This window comes from Streptomyces sp. NBC_01116 (assembly GCF_041435495.1).
GTDB lineage: Bacteria > Actinomycetota > Actinomycetes > Streptomycetales > Streptomycetaceae > Streptomyces.
The window spans coordinates 7,359,020-7,380,887 of record NZ_CP108644.1; the positions used below are offsets into that span (position 1 = coordinate 7,359,020).

Below are 21,868 nucleotides of genomic sequence, written 5' to 3' on the forward strand. Positions count from 1 at the left end.
GGGCGCGGAGGGGCCGACCGATGTGGACGCGGAGGGCGGGGCCGTCAGGGGGCGGGAAGAACCGCTCGCCGTGACGTGCCTGCGGGGCCGGGAAAACGGACCGGTGCCATGCGTGTCTGCTCCATCCTCGTGGAAACACGGAACATCCCGCGGCCGGTATCCTGACTCCCGGATCAGCGCTCGCCCTCATGCCTTCCCGACGGCTGCTTCGCCGTCAGTGGCGTGTCCTGCGAGGACGAACTCCCCGGTCACAGTGGCGGGACCGCGCCGGACTCGCACCGGCTTCCCTGACACCACGGGCCTTGAGGGCGTCCGGCTGCGCACCGGCCACCCCGCTGCCCCGACGATATAGTTGGACGTCCTAGTAAGTCCACCCCGCCTCGCTCCGGACCCGATCCGCACCCGGACGCCCGCCCGCGCCGCCCCCCGGGAGCCAGGCTTTAGGGTCGAGGGCATGCGCATCGTCTCGCTCCTCCCCGCCGCCACCGATCTGGTGGCCGTCCTGGGGCTGGCCGACGCCCTGGTGGGCCGGACGCACGAGTGCGACTGGCCGCCCGGAACGGTCGACTCCATCCCCGTCGTCACCGCCGCCGAGTTCTCCCCGGACACCCTCACGAGCCGTGAGATCTCCGACGCGGTGGGCGGCGCGGCCCACTCCGGCTCCTCGCTCTACACCCTGGACACCGAGGCCCTGGCCGCGCTCGCCCCCGATGTGGTCCTCACCCAGGACCTCTGCGACGTGTGCGCTCTCTCCTACGCCGGCGTCTCACGGGCGGTACGGGAGCTGGACGGCGGGCCCCGCGTCCTCAGCCTGGAACCCCGCACCCTCGACGACGTACTCGACTGTCTGACCAGCCTCGGCGACGCGCTCGGCGTGCCGGAACGGGCCGCACTACGACGGGCGGAGCTGACCGCCCGGCTGGCTGCCGTGCGCCGCCTGACCGAGGGGCTCCGGCGGCCGCGCGTGGTGGCGATCGAATGGCTGGATCCGCTCTGGCCGGCCGGTCACTGGGTCCCGGAACAGATCACGGCCGCGGGCGGTACGCCGCTGCTCGCCGCGCCCGGCGAGCACACGAAGCCCATGGACTGGGACGCCGTACGGGACGCCCGGCCGGACGTCGTCCTGCTGCTGCCCTGCGGATTCCCGCCCGGGCGCACCGTACGCGAGCTGGACCTGCTGACCTCGCTGCCCGGCTGGGACGACTTGCCCGCCGTACGCGCCGGGGAGGTCTGGGTCCTCGACGGCCCGGCCCACCACAACCGCCCCGGCCCCCGGGTGGTCCGGGGCGCCGAGGTGCTGGCGCACGTGCTGCACGGGGTCCGGGCGGGGGAGCCCGTCAGCGGGCACGAGGCGCAGCGCATCGCAGGTACCACCAGGAGGAACGGCTGACATGAACGACGCACCCCGTCACATCCTCGTCATCGGCATGGGCGCCGGCGACCCCGACCACCTGACGCTCGCCGCGGTGAAGGCCATGCGCCGGGCCGACGTCTTCTTCGTGCTGGGAAAGGGCAAGGAGAAGGACGCGCTGACCCGGCTGCGGCGGGACATCCTCGACGAACACCTGACCGGCCCCTACCGCGTCGTCGAGGCCGAGGACCCCTGGCGGGACCGCACCCAGCAGGACGCCGGGCGCTACGCCTCGGCGGTGCACGACTGGCGCCACCGCCGCGCCGACATCTGCGAACGCCTGATCGTGGAGGAGCTCGCACCGGGGCAGTGCGGAGCCTTCCTGGTGTGGGGCGACCCGTCCCTGTACGACAGCACCCTCGCCATCCTCGACGACATCCGAGGCCGCGGGACGGTGGAATTCGGCCACGAGGTGATCCCCGGCATCAGCAGCGTCTCCGCCCTCGCCGCCCGGCACCGCGTCACCCTGAATCAGGTCGGCCGCCCCGTCCACATCACCCCGGGACGGCGTCTCGCCCGGGGATTCCCCGAGGACTGCGACCTCGTCGTGATGCTCGACGGCCACGAGAGCTTCACGCATCTGGCGGGCGTCGGGTGGTGGATCCACTGGGGCGCCTACATCGGGACCCCGGAAGAGATCCTGGTCTCCGGCCCGCTCGACGAGGTGGCCGGCCGGATCAGCGGGCTGCGCGCGGAGGCCCGCGAACGGCATGGCTGGATCATGGACACCTACCTGCTGAGCCGGGCGCCGGGCGCCGACGGCGACTGACGGCCGCCGGCTCACGGGTCCGCGCCGAGGCGCGGGCGGCGAGGGCCTCCGCACCTCGTCGTCGGACCGGCCGAGGTGTCAGGAGGCGTCAGCGCCCGGTCTCGTGCGCCCTGATCACGCCGAGCCCGTGCCCCAGGCTCGGGCATTCGGCGGTGAGGTCGTCGCCCCGCACCAGGTAGTCGTGCACCCGGCCGTCCGCGGGTCGTTCGATCGCGCGATACAGCGTGCCGTTCACGGTGATCGTCCAGTCGTCGCCGTCCTGGGCCCACCCGACTGTCTTCTTCATCTGGCGTTTTCCGTTTCCTCGGTCGGCCTCGCCGCGGGTCGGCGGCCGTGTAGTGGGAAGAAGAACGGCTTGTGACGCTCGGTGGTTCCGCAGTCCCTACGCCATTCGGTTACATCTGTGTCACTGTCGCGTCCAGTGGACGCGCCCGACCTGACTGGCGGTCAGCACGGCGCTGACGAACAGCCGAACGAGCGGAGAACGCGCGTAGCTCGACGCTGTGACCCGCCGCGACGGAGTCCGGCCCGGAGCCGGGGAGTGCGCCGGCCCGTGTCCCACGTCACCGTCCGAAGTGTGAACAACGGTGTGCGCGGGCCGGGCGTCCCCTTAGGGTGATCGGTGCAGCTGGTTCACCCTGTCCGCCAGACAGGGTGTCGCAAGAGGGAACCCGGTGGGAATCCGGGACTGCCCCGCAGCGGTGAGTGGGAACGACCGCCGTCATACGCACTGGGCCCGGCCGGGTCTGGGAAGCGACGGCCAGTAGGTGTCTGCCCCGGCAGACGTGCCCGCGAGTCCGAAGACCTGCCCGTTGCCCGCACGCGACCGTTCGCGTGCGGAGATCTCGGTGACCTCGTGGGCGGGTCGGCGTAACCATCGGGCGGACGGACACGGATGCGACGTGTCCCGGTCTCCGCCCGATGCGTCATCCCTTCGCGTCCGCGTCCGGTCCCGGGGTCCGTCCCGCAGACACGCTCGCGAAGGAGAGTCACGTGACAGCGAAGCCCGCAGCCGCGGCAGCACGAGCCACCGTGTACGGCTACCCCCGCCAGGGCCCCAACCGCGAACTGAAGAAGGCCGTCGAGGGCTACTGGAAGGGCCGCGTCGACGCCGACGCCCTCCGGGAGACCGCCGCCGAACTGCGCCGGGGGACCTGGCGGCAGCTCGCCGAGGCCGGCGTCCACGAGGTGCCGACCGGCGACTTCTCGTACTACGACCACGTCCTGGACACCAGCGTCATGGTCGGCGCCATCCCCGGGCGGCACCGCGAAGCGGTCGACACCGACGCCCTCGACGGCTACTTCGCCATGGCCCGCGGCACGCAGGACGTCGCCCCGCTGGAGATGACGAAGTGGTTCGACACCAACTACCACTATCTGGTGCCCGAGTTGGGGCCGGACACGGTGTTCACCACCGACTCCGCCAAGCAGGTCGCGGAATACCAGGAGGCGCTGGCCCTCGGCCTGACGCCCCGGCCGGTGCTCGTCGGCCCCGTCACCTACCTCCTGCTCGCCAAGCCGGCCCCCGGCGTCGCCGCGGACTTCGAGCCGCTGACCCTGCTGGACCGGCTGCTCCCCGTGTACGCCGAGGTCCTCGCCGATCTGCGCGCGGCGGGCGCCGCATGGGTGCAGCTCGACGAGCCCGCCCTCGTCCAGGACCGCACCCCGGCCGAGCTGAACGCCGCCGCCCGCGCCTACCGTGAGCTCGGCGGACTCACCGACCGGCCCCGACTGCTGGTCGCCTCCTACTTCGGACGACTCGGCGAGGCGCTGACGGTCCTGGCCAAGTCCCCCGTCGACGGGCTGGCCCTCGACTTCACCGAGTCCGGCGCGGGGAACCTCGACGACCTCGCGGCGGCCGGCGGACTGCCCGGCAAGCGCCTGGTCGCCGGTGTCGTGAACGGCCGCAACATCTGGATCAACGACTACGAGAAGTCGCTCGCCACCCTCGGCACCCTCCTCGGCCTCGCCGACCGGGTCGACGTCTCCGCCTCCTGCTCCCTGCTGCACGTCCCGCTGGACGCGGACGCCGAGCAGGGCATCGACCCGGGGATCGCCCGCTGGCTCGCCTTCGCCCGGCAGAAGACCGAGGAGATCGTCGTCCTGGCCCGCGGCCTGGGCGCCGGCACGGACACCATCGCGGCCGAACTCGCCGCCAACCGCGCCGACCTGGCCTCCCGCGCCGACGCCGCGCTCACCCGCGACCCGGCCGTCCGCGCCCGCACGGCGGCCATCACCGACGCCGACGGCCGCCGCTCGCAGCCGTACACCGAGCGCTCCGCCGCCCAGCGCGCCCACCTCGGGCTGCCGCTGCTCCCGACGACCACGATCGGCTCGTTCCCGCAGACCACCGAACTGCGCACCGCGCGCGCCGACCTGCGTGCGGGGCGGATCGACGAGGCCGGGTACGAGGAGCGCATCAAGGACGAGATCCGCGAGGTCCTCTCCTTCCAGGAGAAGGCCGGGATCGACGTCCTGGTGCACGGCGAACCCGAACGCAACGACATGGTCCAGTACTTCGCCGAGCAGCTCACCGGATACCTCGCCACCCAGCACGGCTGGGTGCAGTCCTACGGCACCCGGTACGTCCGGCCGCCGGTCCTCGCGGGCGACATCTCGCGCCCCGAGCCGATGACGGTGCGCTGGACCACGTACGCGCAGTCGCTGACCGCACGCCCCGTCAAGGGCATGCTCACCGGCCCCGTCACCATGCTCGCCTGGTCCTTCGTCCGCGACGACCAGCCGCTAGGCGACACCGCGCGCCAGGTGGCCCTCGCCCTGCGGGACGAGGTGAATGACCTGGAGGAGAGCGGCACTTCGGTGATCCAGGTCGACGAGCCCGCGCTCCGCGAGACGCTTCCGCTGCGGGCGGCCGAGCACGCCGCGTACCTGGAGTGGGCGACGGAGTCCTTCCGGCTCGCCACTTCCGGGGTGCGGCCGGACACCCAGATCCACACCCACATGTGCTACGCGGAGTTCGGCGACATCGTCCAGGCCATCGACGATCTCGACGCCGACGTCATCAGCCTGGAGGCGGCCCGCTCCCACATGCAGGTCGCCGGCGAACTGGCCGCCCACGGCTATCCCCGCGAGGCGGGCCCGGGCGTCTACGACATCCACTCCCCGCGCATCCCCAGCACCGAGGAGGCTGCGGCCCTGCTGCGCAAGGGACTTGAAGCCATCCCGGCGACACGTCTGTGGGTGAACCCGGACTGCGGCCTGAAGACCCGTGGCTGGCCCGAGACCCGGGTCTCCCTGGAGAACCTGGTCGCCGCCGCGCGGGAGATCCGCGCGGAGCTTCCCACCGAAGCGGTGTGAGCCGGGCCCGGTGCGGGAGCGGCCACGACCGCCCCCGCACCGGGACCCGTCCGCGCCGCCGGACCGGTGCCGGCTTGGGCCGTCGGCTCCGTCCCGACTACGCTCGGGGGAACGGCAGTTCGGGCACCGGCGTGTCGTCCCGTACGGCGGGAGCGCATTCTTCCGCAGGGTCGGAGTTAGGTTAGCCTAACCAACGAATGCCCGGTTGTGGATCTTTCCGTGACCGGTGCCGCCCCGTGCGCGGGGCGGCACACCCGCACGACCCGCCGCGCACTCCGACCGAAGGACTCCGCCATGTTGCGTGCTCAGGGCCTGCCGCCCCGCGAACTCCCCGTGGAGCGTGGGGTGTGAGCGACGGTACGTCGCCGGCCCCCGGCCCGTCGGGTCCGCGGGAAGGCCTCGTCGCGGGCGGTGCGCACGGGCCCGGCCGGCTACGGGCCCTCACCGCGATCGTCCTGGACGCGCTGGAGAGCGCCGCCCCCGCCCGGGGCGGACCGCTGCCCGCCGGAGGACCCGAGGCCGTGGCCCTGAGCACGCTCGCCCTCTGCGCCCCGGTCCTGCCGGAGGAGGGCGTCGGGCCCGAGGCCGCGCTCGGGGACCTGGTCCGCGCGGTCGCGGAAGGCGCCGCCGATCCGGCCGACCCCGCCTGCGTCGCCCATCTGCACTGCCCGCCGCTCGCCGTGGCCGTCGCGGCGGACCTGGCCGGGGCGGCCCTCAACCCCTCCATGGACTCCTGGGACCAGGCGCCCGCCGCCGGGGTGATCGAAGAGCTGACCACGGCCGCACTGGCCCGGCTGATCCACCCGGCGGCCCCGGCCCCCGACGCCCTCATCACCAGCGGCGGCACCGAGTCCAACCTGGTCGCCCTGCTCCTCGCCCGGGAGCGGGCAGCCCCCGGCACCCTCCGGGTGGTGACCGGCGCCAACGCCCACCACAGCGTCCACCGCGCCGCATGGATGCTCGGCCTGCCCGCCCCCGTGACCGTCGCCTGCCACGACGGGCGGATCGACCCGGCAGCCCTCGACGACGCCCTGACCGCCCTGGCGGGAGCACCGCTCCTGGTCGTCGCCACCGCCGGTACCACCGACGAGGGGCGCATCGACCCGCTCCCGGAGATCGGGCGCGTCGCCGAGCGGCACGCGGCCAGGCTCCACGTCGATGCCGCCTACGGCGGTCCGCTGATGTTCAGCGAGCGCCTGGCCCCGCTGCTCGCGGGCCTGGAACACGCCGCGTCCGTCACGTTCGACCTGCACAAACTCGGCTGGCAGCCGGTCGCCGCCGGAGTGCTGGCCGTCGCGGACGCGGAGATGCTCGCCCCGCTGTCCCTGCGCGCCGACTACCTCAACGCCGACGACGACACCGAGGCAGGGCTCCCGGACCTGCTGGGCCGCTCGATCCGCACCACCCGGCGCCCCGACGCCCTGAAGATGGCGGTCACCTTCCGAGCGCTCGGACGCCGGGGTCTCGGCGAGCTGGTGGAGCACTGCGTGCGTACGGCCCACGAGTTCGGCGGGGCCGTCGACGCCCGCCCCGCACTGCGTCGCCGCCCCGGCGACATCGGGATCAGCACCGTGCTGTTCCGCCCCGTGGTGGCCGACGCGCTGCCGGACGAGGCGGGCGACGCGGTGGTCGCCGCCGTCCGCCGCACCCTGCTCGCCGAGGGGCGCGCCGTCCTCGGCCGCGCGGTGGCGGAGGACGGCGACGGACGGCGCCGCCTGTGGCTGAAGGCCACACTGCTGCACCCGGACGCCGCTGCCGCCGACCTGCTGCCGCTGCTCGACCTCGTCGCGGCGGCGGCGGACCGTGCCGCGACCGAAACGGCGGCGGATCGAGCCGCTCCCCAAGCCGCGGCGGCCGAGGACACCGAAGCCCCCGTGGCGGAAAGGCTGTCGCCATGACGCTGACGACGTGCACGACGCGTCCGGAACGACGCCCCGGACGCCCCGCCGCCCCAGCGATCCCCGCCGGAGGAACCCGATGACGCCAGGACCGCGCACGCCGCCCCTCGATCTGCTGGGGGTGGGGGCAGGCCCCTTCAACCTCTCCCTTGCCGCACTCGCCGACGGCGTCCCGGGGCTGCGCACCGTCTTCCACGAGCAGCGAGCGGCCTTCCACTGGCACCCCGGGCTGCTCATCGAGGGGGCGACGCTTCAAGTGCCCTTCCTGGCGGACCTGGTGAGCCTTGTCGAACCCACCAGCCCCTGGTCGTACCTCAATTACCTCAAGATCCGCCGCAGGCTCTTCCCGTTCTACTTCGCCGAGCAGCTCCACATCCACCGCTCCGAGTTCGACAGCTACCTGCGCTGGGTGAGCACCGAACTCCCCGCCACCCGCTTCGGCCACCGGGTCGACACGGTGGCCTGGGACCCAGGACAGGACGCGTTCGCCGTGGAGTTCACCCGGCTGGGCGCCGACGGCGAGGCGCCCACGACCGGGCTCGCCCACGCCCGCAACCTCGCCCTCGGCGTCGGCACGGCCCCTCACGTCCCGGAACCCCTGCGGGAGCTGGTCCAGGACCCGGCCGCCGTCGCGCTGCACTCCGCCGACTATCTCTCGCAGCGGGACCGGCTGCTGGCCGCCCGCCACGTCACCGTCGTCGGCTCGGGCCAGTCGGGCGCCGAGGTCCTGCTGGACCTGCTGCGGTCCCGGCCCGAGGGGGCGGAGGGGCTGACCTGGCTGGCCCGTACGCCCGCGTTCGCGCCGATGGAGTACAGCAAGATCGGCCTGGAGCAGTTCACCCCCGATTACACCCGCTACTTCCACGGACTTCCGCAGGCCACCCGGGACCGCCTCCTGCCCCGCCAGTGGCAGCTGTACAAGGGCGTCAGCGGGGAGACGCTCGGGGACATCCACGACGAGCTGTACCGGCGCAGCCTCGGCGGAAGCTGGCCCGAGGTGACCCTCACCCCCGGCATCGAGGTCACCGATGCCACCGTCACCGGGGCGGGGCGCATCGAACTGGGCATCGAGCACGGCCAGCAGGAGGCGCGGGGCCGACTCGTCACGGACGCCGTCGTCCTCGCCACCGGATACCGGGAGCGCCCCGTCGACACGCTGCTCGCCGCTCTCGACCCGTACATCGTCCGCGACGAGGCCGGGCGTCCGCAGGTCGACGCGGCCCAACGCCTCGTTCTCGCACCGGAGATAGCCGGTTCCGTCTTCGTGCAGAACGCCGAACGGCATACGCACGGCGTCGGCGCACCGGACCTGGGTCTGGCCGCCTGGCGTTCCGCCGTGATCGTCAACGCGCTGACGGGCAAGGAGTTCTACCCGTTGCCGGAGCGCACGGCCTTCACCACGTTCGGTCTCGGCGCGCAGGACAGCGACGACCGGGATGCCGCGTCGCGCCGGGCCGAACCGCGACGGTGACAGCGGTGCGGAACGGCCTCGGGCCGCGCGGTGGTGTGCACCGTGCGGCCCGGGGTGTGGTGTTCGCGGGAGGGGTCAGCCCTTGCGGGTGTTGATCTCTTCGGTGAGCTGGGGCACGACGGCGAAGAGGTCGCCGACGACGCCGTAGTCGACGAGTTCGAAGATCGGGGCCTCGGCGTCCTTGTTGATCGCGACGATCGTCTTCGAGGTCTGCATCCCCGCCCGGTGCTGGATCGCGCCGGAGATACCGGACGCGATGTACAGCTGCGGCGAGACGGACTTGCCGGTCTGTCCGACCTGGGAGGTGTGCGGATACCAGCCCGCGTCGACCGCGGCACGCGACGCGCCCACCGCCGCACCCAGACTGTCCGCGAGCGCCTCGATGAGAGGGAAGTTCTCCGCACCGTTGACCCCGCGGCCACCGGAGACGACGATCGCTGCCTCGGTCAGCTCCGGACGCCCCGTCGACTCGCGCGGCGTACGCGAGGTGACCTTCGTACCCGTCGCCGCCGCACCGAACGACACCGACAGGCTCTCGACCGCACCCGCGGCGGCCGCCGGCTCGACCGGGGCGGAGTTCGGCTTCACCGTGATCACCGGAACACCCCGGGAGACCCGGGACCTCGTCGTGTACGAAGCGGCGAACGCGGCCTGCGTCGCGACCGGACCCTGCTCACCGGCCTCCACGTCCGTGGCGTCGGTGATGACACCGGAACCGACCCGCAGAGCGAGACGCGCGGCGACCTCCTTGCCCTCCGCGGACGACACCACCAGCACCGCCACCGGCGACACCGCCTCGAACGCCGCCTGCAGCGCGTCCACCTTCGGCACCACCAGATACTCCGCGAACTCCGGCGCATCCGCGGTCAGCACCCGCACCGCACCGTGCTCACCCAGCACCCCGGCCGTCGCCCCCGCACCCGCACCCAGCGCCACCGCGACCGGGTCACCGATCCGGCGCGCCAGCGTCAGCAGCTCCAGCGTGGGCTTGCGGACCGCACCGTCCACGTGATCGACCAGAACAAGAACTTCAGCCATGACAACGCACTCCAGGAAGAGAGAAGGAAGGAAGAGGAGGGGAGGGGAAGACGGGAAGGGGGCTAGATGAACTTCTGGCCCACGAGGAACTCGGCGAGCTGCCTGCCGCCCTCACCCTCGTCCTTCACGATCGTGCCCGCCGTCCGCGCCGGACGCTCCGTCGCCGAATCGACCGCCGTCCACGCACCCGCCAGACCCACCTCGTCCGCGTCCAGCCCCAGATCGTCCAGGTCCAGCGACTCCACCGGCTTCTTCTTCGCCGCCATGATCCCCTTGAACGACGGGTAACGAGCCTCACCCGACTGGTCGGTCACCGACACCACCGCCGGGAGCGACGCCTCGACCTGCTCGGACGCGGTGTCACCGTCACGCCGGCCCGTCACCACACCACCCGCCACCGCGACCTCCGACAACAGCGTCACCTGCGGCACTCCCAGCCGCTCCGCCAGGAGCGCCGGCAGCACACCCATGACCCCGTCCGTCGACGCCATCCCGCAGATCACCAGGTCGTAACCCGTCTTCTCCACAGCCTTCGCCAGCACCAGCGACGTCCCCATCACATCACTGCCGTGCAGATCGTCGTCCTCGACGTGAACCGCCCTGTCCGCACCCATCGACAACGCCTTGCGCAACGCGTCCTTGGCATCCTCCGGACCCACCGTCACCACGGTGATCTCCGCATCGTCCGCCCCGTCGGCGATCTGCAACGCCTGCTCGACCGCGTACTCGTCCAGCTCCGACAACAGACCGTCGACATCCTCACGGTCCAGCGTCAGGTCATCGGCGAAACGCCGGTCACCGGTCGCGTCGGGCACGTACTTCACACAGACAACGATCCTCAAGCTCACGCCGGCTCTCCTGCCTACCTGGGTGTGGTCCCACCTGGGTGTCATTCGTTCTGATGGACAGATTATGGCACTCAGTACCCTCTGTAAAGGTACGCAGTGCCAAAACGCTCCGTCCGGTGCTACGTTTCGCCGCATGAGCGAGGCACGAGGACCCGAGAAGAAGGCACCCATGCGGGAGGTGCTCGCGCAGGCGGCCTTCCAGCTCTTCCTGGAGCGGGGCTTCGAGCGGACGACCGTGGACGACATCGTGGCGCGGGCCGGAGTGGGCCGGCGCTCGTTCTTCCGCTACTTCCCGTCCAAGGAGGACGCGGTCTTCCCGGACCATGAGCGCTGCCTCGCCGAGATGACCGAGTTCCTGGCCGCCGTCGACGACAGCGACCCGGTCGGCGCGGTGTGCGACGCCGCCCGCATCGTGCTGCGGATGTACGCGGCCAACCCGGAGTTCTCCGTACAGCGCTACCGCCTCACGCGGGAGGTGCCGGGGCTGCGGACGTACGAACTCTCGGTGGTGCGCCGTTACGAGCAGACCCTCGCCGGGCATCTGCGCGGCCGGTTCGGTGAGGGCGGGGACGGGGAGGGGGACGGGGAGTTGAGGGCCGAGGTGATCGCCGCCTCGGTGGTCGCCGCGCACAACAACGGGCTTCGGCTGTGGCTGCGTTCGGGCGGAGAGGGTGACCCCGAGGTGGCCGTCGACCATGCGCTCGCCCTGGTGCGCGAGGTGTGGGGGCGGTCCGCGGGAGTGGCGGGCGCGCTGTCGCCGGAGGGGGAGGGCGGGCTCCCGGACGGATCCGTGTCCGGCCCGGACGCGACGCTTCCCGTGCCGGCCCTTCCCGCCGGCTCTCCCGTCTCCGGCCTTCCTCTCTCCGGCCTTCCCGTCTCCGCGCTCCCCGTCTCCGGCGACGGAGAGGTGATCGTGATGGTCGCGCGGAAGGGCACCCCGATGTGGCGCGTCGTGCAGCAGATCGAGTCGGCCGTCGGCGAGAACTGAGTATCAATGGGCACTCAGTGCCTTTACTGTCCGGCACTGAGTGCCATATGGTGCGGACGCGCCCGCAGTGCAGGTGCGGCGCGTCCGAGACGAGCGCAGGGGGTCGAGCCGTGTCCCAGAGAGTCATGGGCACCGTAATGGGCACCGTCCAGAAGGCGCACGAGGAGTGCGGCCTCTCCTACAACCGCTGCCGCTGGTGCGGTACCGCCTCGTTCCGGCGGCTGCTGTGCCCGGTGTGCGCGTCGAGCGAACTGGAGCCCGAACGCACCACCGGCCACGGGGTGGTCGTCCGGACCGCCGTGGTCCACCGCTACACCGAGGCGGCGCGCAACGAGTCCCTCGTGCGGTTCTCCGAAGGGTTCGTCTTCCGCTGCCGGATCGTGGGGGCGGCTCCGCACCTGGTGACGGTCGGCGCGCGCGTCCGGCCCGTCTCCGGGGACGAGCCGGAGACGGGCGAGGTGGTCCTGGAACTCTGCGAGCCTCCCGCGCGGCGCGACTGGGTCTGAACGGCCCGGCCGGCCGGGCGGCGAACCGCCGATCGGCCGGTCAGCCGAGCCGGTTGAGCATTTCGGCGGCCAACGGGACGGAAGAGGCCGGATTCTGACCGGTGATCAGATTCCGGTCGGTGATGACGAAGGGTGCCCAGGGCTCACCCTCCTGGAAGTCCGCGCCCAGCGCCACCAGCCGGTCCTGGAGCAGCCACTTCGCCTTGTCCGCGAAGCCCGCCTGCGTCTCCTCGGTGTTGGTGAAGCCGGTCAGCCGATACCCGGCGAACGCGGACCGGCCGTCGGGGCCGGTCGCGGCCAGCAGGGCCGCCGGGCCGTGGCAGACCACGCCGAGCGGCTTGCCCGAAGCCAGCACCCGGGCGAGCAGCCGCCCGGAGACGGGGTCGACCGCGAGGTCCTCCATCGGGCCGTGGCCGCCGGGGTAGAAGACGGCGTCGTACGCGTCCGGGTCCACGTCCTCCAGCGCGACCGGCCGCCGCAGCTCCTCGAACGCCTCAAGTCCGGCCGCCACCGCGTCGGCGCCCTCCTGGCCGCCGTTGACGTCGGGCGCCAGGCTGCCGCGGTCCACGGTCGGGACGACGCCGCCGGGGGTGGCGACGACGACCTCGTGACCGGCAGCGGTGAACGCCCGGTACGGAGCCACGGCCTCCTCCGCCCAGAAGCCCGTGGGGTGGGCCGTGCCGTCCGCCAGGGTCCAGTGGTCCGCTCCGGACACCACGAAAAGGATCTTTGCCATGTCGTACATCTCCGTTGTTCGGGGTGGCTGACCAGGCCGACGGTAGGCCCGGCCGGGCCTGGATCCGCCTCCTGCCCACGCGTGCCGGAAAGAGGCTTCCGACGGGGCGGCGGTGATCGGCCGTCCGGCGGATCGCCTGCCCCCGGCGCACGGTCCGAATCATCCCGGTCAGGACGGTCCGCATCGGCCCGTTCGCACGGAGGACTCCCGGCGGCCCGGTCGGACGTCGCCGGTCCGGGCCACCCGCCCCGGGTCGTACCGTGCGGGCCCCGTCCGGAATCCGGACCCGGTCCGGGTCGCGGATGTCCGCATTCACCCGGAGGGTGAGCGCTCGCACGGGCGTGCTTAGCTGGGGCCATGATCGATGACTTCCTGTACGGGACCGCCGGGCGCACCGGACCGCCGGCCGAGGTCGAGGCCGCCGTGCGCGCCGCCGCCGCGGCCGAGATCATGCCGCGGCACCGGAAGCTCGCCGCCCACGAGATCATCGAGAAGAGCGGCCCGCACGACCTGGTCACCGCCGCCGACCGGCTGGCCGAGGAGCACCTCACCGCCGCCCTCACCAAGCTGCTGCCCGGCTCGGTCGTCGTCGGCGAGGAGTCCGTGCACGCCGACCCGGCGGTCTACGACGCCCTCGGCGGCGACGCCCCGGTCTGGATCGTCGACCCGGTCGACGGGACCCGCCAGTTCGTCCGGGGCGAGGCCGGCTTCTGCACCCTGGTGGCCCTCGCCCTCCACGGCGAGGTGCACGCCTCCTGGACGTACGCACCGGTCCGGGGCGAGATGGCCGTCGCCGTACGCGGCCGGGGCGCCACGCTCAACGGGGTGCCGATACGCTCCGGGGCGCCCGCGCCCGGCGCCGTGCTGAACGTGGCGATGTCGCACCCCGACTACACCACCGAGGCCCAGAAGCGGGCCCTGCTCGGTCTGCGCACCGAAGGCATCGCGGCCCGCCCCTGCGGCTCGGCGGGGCTCGAATACCTCGCCGTGGCCCGCGGCGACCTGGACGCCACCGCCTTCAACTGGGAGTACGCCTGGGACCACGCCGCGGGCCTCCTCCTGGTCACCGAGGCGGGCGGCACCCAGTCGACCCTGTCCGGCGCCCCGTTCCGTATCGCGGGCGGCAACGACCTGCCGTTCACGGCCGCCCGCGACGAGGCCACCGCCCGGCGCGTCCTGGCCGCCCTGCGCACGGACGGCTGACCGGTACCGGCCGAACCCGGGGTACCCGCGTACGCACGGTCGGTGGCGACGCATACCCTGGAGGTCCGCCTGCCGGCCGACGAAGGAGTCCCAAGGTGCCGTCGATGCTCGATGCGGTCGTGGTGGGCGCGGGGCCCAACGGACTGACCGCCGCAGCCGAACTGGCCCGCCGGGGCTTCGCGGTGGAGGTCCACGAGGCGCACGACACCGTCGGCGGGGGAGCCCGCACCGAGGAGCTGACCCTCCCGGGGTTCCGGCACGACCCCTGTTCCGCCGTGCACCCCCTCGGGATCGGCTCGCCCGCCTTCCGGAGCATGCCCCTGGACCGGCACGGCCTTGAGTGGCTGCACCCCGAGGTCGACCTCGCGCACCCCTTCCCGGACGGCACCGCGGCCACGCTCACCCGCTCGGTGGGCGAGAGCGCGATGTCCCTCGGGGCCGCCGACGCCGGGGCCTACCGCCGCCTCATGGCCCCCTTCCTCGGCCGCTGGGACACCCTGGCCGCCGACTTCCTGCGCACCCCCTGGGACGGCCTGCCCCGCGACCCCTACCGGCTGGCCCGCTTCGGACTGCTCGGCCTCCAGCCCGCCACCTGGGTCTCCCGCCGCTTCGCCGGTGAGAAGGCCCGCGGCCTCTTCGCCGGGCTCGCCGCCCACGCCATAGCTCCCACCAGCGGCTTCGCCACCTCGGCCATCGCCCTCGTCTTCGCCCTCGCCGCCCACGAGAACGGCTGGCCGGTGCCGCGCGGCGGCTCCCAGGCCATCTCCGACGCCCTCGCCTCCCTCCTGCGCGAACACGGCGGCACGATCCGCACCGGCAGCGAGGTCAAGCGCCTGGACGAACTCCCGCCCGCCCGCGCCTACATCTTCGACACCTCGCCCTCCGCGCTCGCCCGGATCGCGGGCCTCGGCTCCGCGTACCACCGCTACCGCTACGGCGCCTCCGCCTTCAAGATCGACTACGCGCTGTCGGGCCCCGTCCCCTGGACCGCGTCCGCGGCCCGCCGCGCGGGCACCGTCCACATCGGCCCCGACGCCGGGACCATCGACACCGCGCTGAAGGCGGCCGTCGACGGCCGCGACCCGAGCGTCCCCTTCCTCATCACCGCGCAGCCCAGCCTGACCGACCCCTCCCGGGCCCCCGAGGGACGCCAGGTCTTCTGGGTGTACGGGCACGTGCCGGCGGGCTGGGAGGGCGACGCCACCGACGTCATCGAACGCCAACTGGAGCGCTTCGCCCCCGGGTTCCGCGACCTCGTGCTCGCCCGCGCGCTCTCGGGCCCGCCCCAGCTCGCCGCGCGCAACGCCAACTACGTCGGCGGCGACATCGCGTGCGGAGCCTTCGCCGGCCTCCAGACGCTGATCCGCCCCAAGCTCGCCCGCGTCCCCTACGCCACCGCGCACCCCGCCGTCTTCCTCTGCTCCTCGGCCACCCCGCCCGGACCCGGGGTCCACGGCATGTCCGGCCACCACGCCGCCAGGGCCGTATGGCGAAGGCTGCGGGCCTCCTGACCGGACCGGGCGGCGAAGGCCCCCGGCGCGCGGCATGATGTCCGCATGAGCACCTCTGTCTCCCCCGCCGTACGTCTGGTCCGCGGCGACATCACCGACCAGTCCGTCGACGTCATCGTCAACGCGGCGAACTCCTCCCTGCTCGGCGGCGGAGGAGTCGACGGCGCCATCCACCGGCGCGGCGGACCCGACATCCTCGCCGCCTGCCGGGAGCTGCGCGCCTCGCGGTACGGAAAGGGGCTGCCCACCGGGCAGGCCGTCGCCACCACCGCCGGGCGCCTCGACGCCCGATGGATCGTGCACACCGTCGGCCCGGTCTTCTCCGGCGCCCAGGACCGCTCCGCCCTGCTCGCCTCGTGCTACCGCGAATCCCTGCGCCTGGCAGCCGAGTTGGGTGCCAGGTCCATCGCGTTCCCGGCGATCTCCACGGGCATCTACGGCTGGCCGATGGACGACGGGGCCAAGATCGCCGTGCGCACGGTCCTGGCGGAGACCGTGGAGCCGGTCGAGGAGGTGCGCTTCGTGCTCTTCGACGCCCACGCGTACGTGGAGTTCGAGGAAGTCCTCGCGATGCGCTGAGCCTGCCCCCGCCCCGAAGGCTCCGTGCCGCGCGGCCACCGGAAGGATGCGGACGGCTGTCGGATTCCCGCGTGAGGACCCTGTCGGATTTCCGCCAGCCAAGCCGCTGACCGGTGCACCATCCTGGAACCATGCACACCGACACCGAGCGCTGCGTGCGGGCCGTCCAGTCCAAGGACGCCCGCTTCGACGGCTGGTTCTTCACCGCGGTCCTCACCACCCGGATCTACTGCCGCCCCAGCTGCCCCGTCGTGCCGCCCAAGGTCCGCAACATGACCTTCTATCCGAGCGCCGCCGCGTGCCAGCAGGCGGGATTCCGGGCCTGCAAGCGGTGCCGCCCCGACACCAGCCCCGGATCCCCCGAGTGGAACGCCCGCGCCGACTCCGTCGCCCGCGCCATGCGCCTGATCCGGGACGGGGTCGTCGACCGCGAGGGCGTACCCGGGCTCGCCTCCCGGCTCGGCTACTCCGCACGGCAGATCGAACGGCAGCTGCTGGCCGAGCTGGGCGCGGGCCCGCTGGCCCTGGCCCGCGCCCAGCGGGCGCAGACCGCCCGCCTCCTCATCGAGACGACCGCGCTGCCCATGGCCGAAGTCGCGTTCGCCGCCGGCTTCTCCTCGATCCGCACCTTCAACGAGACGGTCCGCGAGGTCTTCGGCCTGGCCCCCGGCGAACTGCGCACCCGGGCCGCCCGCGGCCCCCGGCCCGCCACCGTGCCGGGCGTCATCGCGCTCCGTCTCCCGTACCGGACCCCGCTCAATCCCAGCAACCTCTTCGGCCACCTCGCCGCGACCGCCGTCCCCGGCGTCGAGGAGTGGCGGGACGGCGCGTACCGGCGCACCCTCACCCTCCCGTACGGCCACGGAACCGTCGCCCTGGCCCCGAAGCCCGACCACATCGCCTGCCGGCTCTCCCTCACCGACCCCCGCGACCTCACCCGGGCCATCAGCCGCTGCCGCTGGCTCCTCGACCTGGACGCGGACCCGGTCGCCGTCGACGCGCAACTGCGCACCGACCCGCTGCTCGCCCCGCTGGTCGACGCGGGCCCCGGCCGCCGGGTGCCCCGCACCGTCGACGGGGCGGAGTTCGCCGTGCGCGCGGTGCTCGGCCAGCAGGTCTCCACCGCCGCCGCCCGCACCCACGCCGCCCGGCTGGTCACCGCCCACGGCGTCCCGGTCGAGGACCCCGAGGGCGGGCTGACGCACCTCTTCCCGACCCCGGAGGCGCTGGCGGGGCTCGACCCGGAGGCCCTGGCCCTGCCGCGCACCCGCAGGACGACCCTCACCACCCTCGTCGCCGCCCTCGCGGAGGACCGGCTGCGGCTCGACACCGACACCGACTGGGAGCGGGCCCGCGCCGAACTGGCCGCCCTGCCCGGCTTCGGCCCCTGGACGGTCGAGTCCATCGCCATGCGGGCCCTCGGCGACCCCGACGCCTTCCTCCCGACCGACCTCGGCATCCGCCGGGCGGCCGAGCGGCTGGGCCTGCCGGCCACCCCCGCCGCCCTCACCGCACGCGCTGCCGGCTGGCGCCCCTGGCGGGCGTACGCGGTGCAGTACCTCTGGACGGTGGACGACCACCCCGTCAACCACCTGCCCGCCTGACGCCTGACGCCTGACGCCCGACGCTGACAAGGACACGGCTTCCATGACCACGACCGGCACCACCCCCACCTCACCGGCGACCAAGCAGCACACGGTCGTCGACAGTCCCTACGGCCCGCTCACGCTCGTCGCCACCGACGGAGTCCTCTCCGCCCTCTACATGACCGACCAGCGCCACCGCCCGCCCCAGGAGGCCTTCGGCGTACCGGATCCGGAGCCCTTCGGCGACACGGTCCAGCAGCTCACCGAATACTTCGCCGGGGACCGCACCGCCTTCGACCTCCCGCTGAGCCTGGCGGGCACGCCGTTCCAGCGGAGCGTGTGGGAGGAGCTGCTGAAGATCCCGTACGGCGAGACCCGTACGTACGGCGAGCTGGCCGAGGAGCTCGGAAAGCCGGGCGCCTCGCGGGCGGTCGGACTGGCCAACGGCAAGAATCCCGTCGGGATCATCGTGCCGTGCCACCGGGTCGTCGGAGCCTCCGGGAGCCTCACCGGCTACGGCGGCGGCCTGGACCGCAAGCAGCGGCTGCTCGCCTTCGAGAGCGGGGCGACGGACGACGGGGTGCGGGCCCTGTTCTGAGAGCGGGGCGGGGGCGTGCCGAAGCCGGCACGCCCCCGCCCCCTCCCGCGTTCCTCAGCCGGTGAAGATCTCCACGGTCGTCCAGACGGCGAGGCCCAGCATGCAGATCCCGCCGACGCGCTGCACGGTCTTCAGCGGTACGCGCTTCGCGATGAACTTCCCCGCGAGCAGCGCCAGCGCCGAGACCGACATCAGGGCGGCGGCCGCACCGATCGCCGTGGACCAGGTGCCGTTGCTCGCCGCCAGGTTGGCGGTGGTGATCTGCGTCAGATCGCCCCACTCGCTGATGAAGACCGCCATGAACGCGGTCGTGTAGACCGGCCAGAACCCGGTCACGGTCTTCACCTCGGCGTCCTCGTCGTCGTCCCCGCCGCTGCCGCGCAGCAGCATGAACGCGCCGAACGCGAAGAGCGAGGCCGAGACGAGCTTGACGGTCCAGTCGGGCAGCAGCCCGATGAGGCTGCCCGCGCCGACGGCGATGGCGACGTGCACGACGAACGCCGACGAGGTGCCGAACCACACGTAGAGCGGCCGCATCCGCGTGCCCATGGCCAGCGAAGCGAACATCGTCTTGTCGGGGAGCTCCGCGAGGAAGATCAGCCCGAAGGCGGTGATGATCGCCAGAGGGTCGAGGTGCATTCCGGGTGGCTTTCTGTTCGAGCCGGGCCCCGGATCTTCGCGAAGCGCCCGATCGGGCTTTTCCGGAGGACCACTCGGCCCGGCATGACGGCTCCGCCCACGGGACGTGGACGTGTCATACAGGACCGAAGGTCTCGCCCGCCCGTGAGAATCCCTTGCAGGACACACGAGCCCGGCCACCGGGAACCCGAAGGCTCCAGTATGTCGACGACCGGTTTGCGGGGCTACTCCCCTTCGCAGCCGTCAACACTACCCCACCCGGCCGGACCTGAGGCCTGGTGTTCGAACCGTGAGCACCTCGGTAGCATCGTGATGATCACCCGACCGGTGGTGGTCCGCCGCATCCGACTCCACCCCACCGCGACGGGAAGTGCCCCCATGAGCCGCCGCCCCCGCAAGGACGTGCCCGCCCAGGGCGCCCCCCGGCCCACCGTCAGCGTCTGCCGCGGCTGCTGCTGCGGCACGGAGAAGATCCCGGGCGTCGACCACGCGGCCCAGCTGACCCGGCTGCGCACCGGCCTGGAGGGCGCCGCCACCGTACGGGCGGTCGAGTGCCTGGACGCCTGCGAGCAGGGCAACGTCATCGTGGTGCAGCCCTCGTCCGAGGGCCGCCGCGCCGGGGGCCGGCCGGTCTGGCTGGGCCTGGTCAACGACGAGCACGCCGAGCAGGACATCGTGACCTGGGCGGCGGCGGGCGGCCCGGGGCTCGCGGACGCCCCGGACATCCTCGACCTCTACGTCTTCCAGCCCTCGCGCCGGGTCCGGGCCGGTCTGGACGGCTGAGCCCGTCCGGCCGGGCGCGTCCCCCTTCCCGTCACAGGCCCTTCGCCAGGCGGTGCAGCCGCAGGGCCAGCTGGATCTCCAGGGTGCGGGCCGGCGTGTTCCAGTCCTGGCCGAGGAGCCGGCCGATGCGCTCCAGCCGCTGCACCACCGTGTTCACATGGACGTGGAGCAGGTCCTTGGTACGGGTGAGACTCGCCCCCTGGGCGAAATAGGCGTCCAGGGTGGTGACGAGGTCGGTGCCGCGCCGGCTGTCGTAGTCGAGTACGGGCCCCAGCGTCCGGTGCACGTACCCGCCGAGGTCCGCCTGGTCGCCCAGCAGCACGCCGATGAACCCGAGGTCCCCGACGGCCCCGCCGCTCCCGGTGTGCCCGAGGGCGCGCAGTGCGGCCAGGCAGCGGTCTGCCTCGCGGTGCGCGTGCGGCAGCTCGGCCGGACCGGTGGCGGGGCCCGCCGAGCCGACCGTGACGGGGAAGCCGACCGCCTGGCCCAGTTCGGCGGCGAGCGCCCGGGCGGCGGGCCCCGGTGCGTCGGACGGCGCCACCAGGACGATGTGGTCGTGGTGCAGCCCGGCCAGACCGTTGCGGGCCTGCGCGCTCCGGGCGGCCGCGGCCAGCAGCCGGTGGCGGGGGGCCACCTCGCTGTGCGCGACGAACACGCTGTGCCGCCCGCCCAGGTCGACGCCCAGCCGGCGGGCGCGGGCCGTCAGGGTGCCCGGGTCGCCGGTGCGCGCGAGCAGATCGCCCAGCAGCTCTCCCCGTACCCGGTCCTCCGTCTCGGCGACCGACCGGCGCAACAGCATGAGCAGCGCGGTGACGACGCCGGCGCGCTCGAACAGCAGCCGGTCGGCGTCCGCGAGCCCCGCCCGGCCGGTCAGCGCGATGGAGCCGAGGAGTTCGGGCCCCGCGAGGACGGCGCAGACCCAGGTGCCGCCCAGCGGTACGGCCCGGCCCCTGGCCCGGGACGCCGACACCGCGGGGATCGGCTGCGGCAGCGGCTCGGTGCGGGCGCGGGCCAGTTCGGCGCCGTCCGCGTCATGGATGAGGATCCCGCCGTCCAGGATGTCGGCGAGGGCCGCCGCCACGTCGTCGGCGCCGCGGCCCTGGAGGACGAGGTCGGTGAGCTGGTCGTGGGCCTCCTCGGCGCGGCGCATCGCCTCGCTGTGCGTCCGGATGGTCTCCGACGCGGCGTTGAGGTCGACCAGCGCGGCCCGGGTCTCCTCCAGCAGCCGTGCCCCGTCGATGGCGATGGCGGCGTGGTCGGCCAGGGACGAGAGCAGCGCCACCTCGGTGGCGGTGAACTCGCGGGGCGCCCGGTCGGCCGCGTACAGCACCCCGATGACGCGGGCGCCGAGGCGCAGCGGCACCCCGAGGATCGCCCGCAGGCCCTCGTCCAGGACGGCGCTGTCGATGGTGGTGGTGTGGTGGAACCGGGTGTCGGCCTGGTAGTCCCCGGTGGCGTACGGGCGGGCGGTCTGGGCGACCAGTCCGCCCAGGCCCTCGCCCATGCCGAGCCGCACCCGCTGGAAGGCCTCGGCCACCGACCCGTCGGTGACCCGCATGTAGGTGTCGCCCGCGGCGTCGTCGTTGAGCGAGAGGTAGGTGACGTCGGTGCCGAGCAGCAGTTTCGCCCGGTGGACGATGGCCCGCAGGACGGCGTCCAGGTCGCGCAGGGCCGCCAGGTCGCTGGCCGTGTCGAACAGAGCGGTGAGCTGCGCCTCGCGCACCCGGTGCTGGCCGAGCGTGCGGCGGATGCGCAGGGCCACGGCGGCGGCCTCGGCGATCTCGGCCAGTTCGGCCGCGGTCGCTCCCGCCTGCCGGGCGGCGGCGGCCGGCCGGTCGAACTCCTCGGCCGCCGCACCCCGGGCCAGCAGGTCGAGCAGCCGGCGCAGGGCCGGAGCGGAGTGCTGGGCGGCCGGTGGTGTCACGCCGGTGAGCATACGGTGATCGCCTCCCGGGAGGGGCCGAGCGGGCAACGGGGGACAGCCCT

The 21,868-nt window shown here is 73.4% G+C and carries 19 protein-coding genes and 2 riboswitches; of the genes, 13 read left to right on the forward strand and 6 right to left on the reverse strand.

Annotated features, from left to right (window positions below):
- Positions 1–133: 133 nt before the first annotated feature.
- A riboswitch (cobalamin riboswitch) is annotated at positions 134–313 on the reverse strand.
- A gap of 141 nt (positions 314–454) precedes the next feature.
- Complete coding sequence (locus OG245_RS32280) at positions 455–1,390, forward strand: cobalamin-binding protein (protein ID WP_371626870.1); 936 nt, start codon at positions 455–457, stop codon at positions 1,388–1,390.
- A 1-nt stretch (position 1,391) separates the two neighbouring features.
- Complete coding sequence (cobF, locus tag OG245_RS32285) at positions 1,392–2,180, forward strand: precorrin-6A synthase (deacetylating) (RefSeq protein ID WP_371626871.1); 789 nt, start codon at positions 1,392–1,394, stop codon at positions 2,178–2,180.
- An 88-nt stretch (positions 2,181–2,268) separates the two neighbouring features.
- Here the strand turns inward: cobF and OG245_RS32290 are convergent, their stop codons facing one another.
- Positions 2,269–2,466, reverse strand: coding sequence for a hypothetical protein (locus OG245_RS32290; protein WP_371626872.1), 198 nt, complete (start codon positions 2,464–2,466; stop codon positions 2,269–2,271).
- A 326-nt stretch (positions 2,467–2,792) separates the two neighbouring features.
- Positions 2,793–3,008: riboswitch (cobalamin riboswitch) on the forward strand.
- 165 nt (positions 3,009–3,173) lie between these two features.
- On the opposite strand from OG245_RS32290, the gene metE reads away from it, so the two are divergent.
- The 3 genes from metE (at position 3,174) to OG245_RS32305 (ending at position 8,867) form a co-directional block, all read left to right on the forward strand.
- Positions 3,174–5,498 carry a 5-methyltetrahydropteroyltriglutamate--homocysteine S-methyltransferase gene (gene metE, locus OG245_RS32295; RefSeq protein ID WP_371626873.1) on the forward strand — a complete coding sequence of 775 codons (2,325 nt, stop codon included), beginning with the start codon at positions 3,174–3,176 and terminating at the stop codon, positions 5,496–5,498.
- Between the two features lie 347 nt (positions 5,499–5,845).
- The gene (locus tag OG245_RS32300; protein WP_371626874.1) at positions 5,846–7,396 is read left to right on the forward strand and encodes an aspartate aminotransferase family protein; all 1,551 of its coding nucleotides are present in this window, start codon (positions 5,846–5,848) and stop codon (positions 7,394–7,396) included.
- A 79-nt stretch (positions 7,397–7,475) separates the two neighbouring features.
- A complete protein-coding gene (locus OG245_RS32305; RefSeq protein WP_371626875.1) occupies positions 7,476–8,867 on the forward strand; it encodes a lysine N(6)-hydroxylase/L-ornithine N(5)-oxygenase family protein in 1,392 nt (463 codons plus the stop codon).
- Positions 8,868–8,942: 75 nt separating this feature from the next.
- Here the strand turns inward: OG245_RS32305 and OG245_RS32310 are convergent, their stop codons facing one another.
- Both OG245_RS32310 and OG245_RS32315 read right to left on the reverse strand, forming a co-directional pair.
- A complete protein-coding gene (locus OG245_RS32310) occupies positions 8,943–9,905 on the reverse strand; it encodes an electron transfer flavoprotein subunit alpha/FixB family protein (RefSeq protein WP_371626876.1) in 963 nt (320 codons plus the stop codon).
- A 62-nt stretch (positions 9,906–9,967) separates the two neighbouring features.
- On the reverse strand, positions 9,968–10,753 hold the full coding sequence (locus OG245_RS32315) for an electron transfer flavoprotein subunit beta (protein ID WP_371622015.1): 786 nt from the start codon (positions 10,751–10,753) through the stop codon (positions 9,968–9,970).
- Positions 10,754–10,922: 169 nt separating this feature from the next.
- On the opposite strand from OG245_RS32315, the gene OG245_RS32320 reads away from it, so the two are divergent.
- Together OG245_RS32320 and OG245_RS32325 are read left to right on the forward strand one after the other, a co-directional pair.
- Positions 10,923–11,741: a TetR family transcriptional regulator gene (locus OG245_RS32320; RefSeq protein WP_371628044.1), complete on the forward strand. Its 819-nt coding sequence runs from the start codon at positions 10,923–10,925 to the stop codon at positions 11,739–11,741.
- Between the two features lie 137 nt (positions 11,742–11,878).
- The gene (locus tag OG245_RS32325; RefSeq protein ID WP_215110957.1) at positions 11,879–12,247 is read left to right on the forward strand and encodes a Zn-ribbon domain-containing OB-fold protein; all 369 of its coding nucleotides are present in this window, start codon (positions 11,879–11,881) and stop codon (positions 12,245–12,247) included.
- A gap of 40 nt (positions 12,248–12,287) precedes the next feature.
- On the opposite strand, the gene OG245_RS32330 is transcribed toward OG245_RS32325, so the two are convergent.
- Complete coding sequence (locus OG245_RS32330) at positions 12,288–12,983, reverse strand: type 1 glutamine amidotransferase domain-containing protein (protein ID WP_371626877.1); 696 nt, start codon at positions 12,981–12,983, stop codon at positions 12,288–12,290.
- 357 nt (positions 12,984–13,340) lie between these two features.
- Here OG245_RS32330 and OG245_RS32335 point away from each other — a divergent pair, with 357 nt between their 5' ends.
- The 5 genes from OG245_RS32335 to OG245_RS32355 all read left to right on the forward strand — a co-directional run bounded on the left by OG245_RS32335 (position 13,341) and on the right by OG245_RS32355 (position 18,460).
- On the forward strand, positions 13,341–14,186 hold the full coding sequence (locus OG245_RS32335) for an inositol monophosphatase family protein (protein ID WP_371626878.1): 846 nt from the start codon (positions 13,341–13,343) through the stop codon (positions 14,184–14,186).
- Between the two features lie 95 nt (positions 14,187–14,281).
- Positions 14,282–15,697, forward strand: a complete 1,416-nt coding sequence (locus OG245_RS32340; protein WP_371626879.1) for a phytoene desaturase family protein — start codon at positions 14,282–14,284, stop codon at positions 15,695–15,697.
- A gap of 45 nt (positions 15,698–15,742) precedes the next feature.
- A complete protein-coding gene (locus tag OG245_RS32345) occupies positions 15,743–16,276 on the forward strand; it encodes an O-acetyl-ADP-ribose deacetylase (RefSeq protein ID WP_371626880.1) in 534 nt (177 codons plus the stop codon).
- A gap of 131 nt (positions 16,277–16,407) precedes the next feature.
- Entirely contained in the window at positions 16,408–17,880 is a 1,473-nt protein-coding gene (locus OG245_RS32350) for an AlkA N-terminal domain-containing protein (protein WP_371626881.1), read from the forward strand.
- A 43-nt stretch (positions 17,881–17,923) separates the two neighbouring features.
- Complete coding sequence (locus tag OG245_RS32355; protein WP_371626882.1) at positions 17,924–18,460, forward strand: methylated-DNA--[protein]-cysteine S-methyltransferase; 537 nt, start codon at positions 17,924–17,926, stop codon at positions 18,458–18,460.
- Positions 18,461–18,514: 54 nt separating this feature from the next.
- Here the strand turns inward: OG245_RS32355 and OG245_RS32360 are convergent, their stop codons facing one another.
- Entirely contained in the window at positions 18,515–19,099 is a 585-nt protein-coding gene (locus OG245_RS32360; RefSeq protein ID WP_371626883.1) for a TMEM165/GDT1 family protein, read from the reverse strand.
- A 378-nt stretch (positions 19,100–19,477) separates the two neighbouring features.
- On the opposite strand from OG245_RS32360, the gene OG245_RS32365 reads away from it, so the two are divergent.
- Complete coding sequence (locus tag OG245_RS32365; RefSeq protein ID WP_371626884.1) at positions 19,478–19,882, forward strand: (2Fe-2S) ferredoxin domain-containing protein; 405 nt, start codon at positions 19,478–19,480, stop codon at positions 19,880–19,882.
- Between the two features lie 31 nt (positions 19,883–19,913).
- Here OG245_RS32365 and OG245_RS32370 read toward each other — a convergent pair whose 3' ends face one another.
- Positions 19,914–21,818: a helix-turn-helix domain-containing protein gene (locus OG245_RS32370; protein WP_371626885.1), complete on the reverse strand. Its 1,905-nt coding sequence runs from the start codon at positions 21,816–21,818 to the stop codon at positions 19,914–19,916.
- Positions 21,819–21,868: the final 50 nt, after the last annotated feature.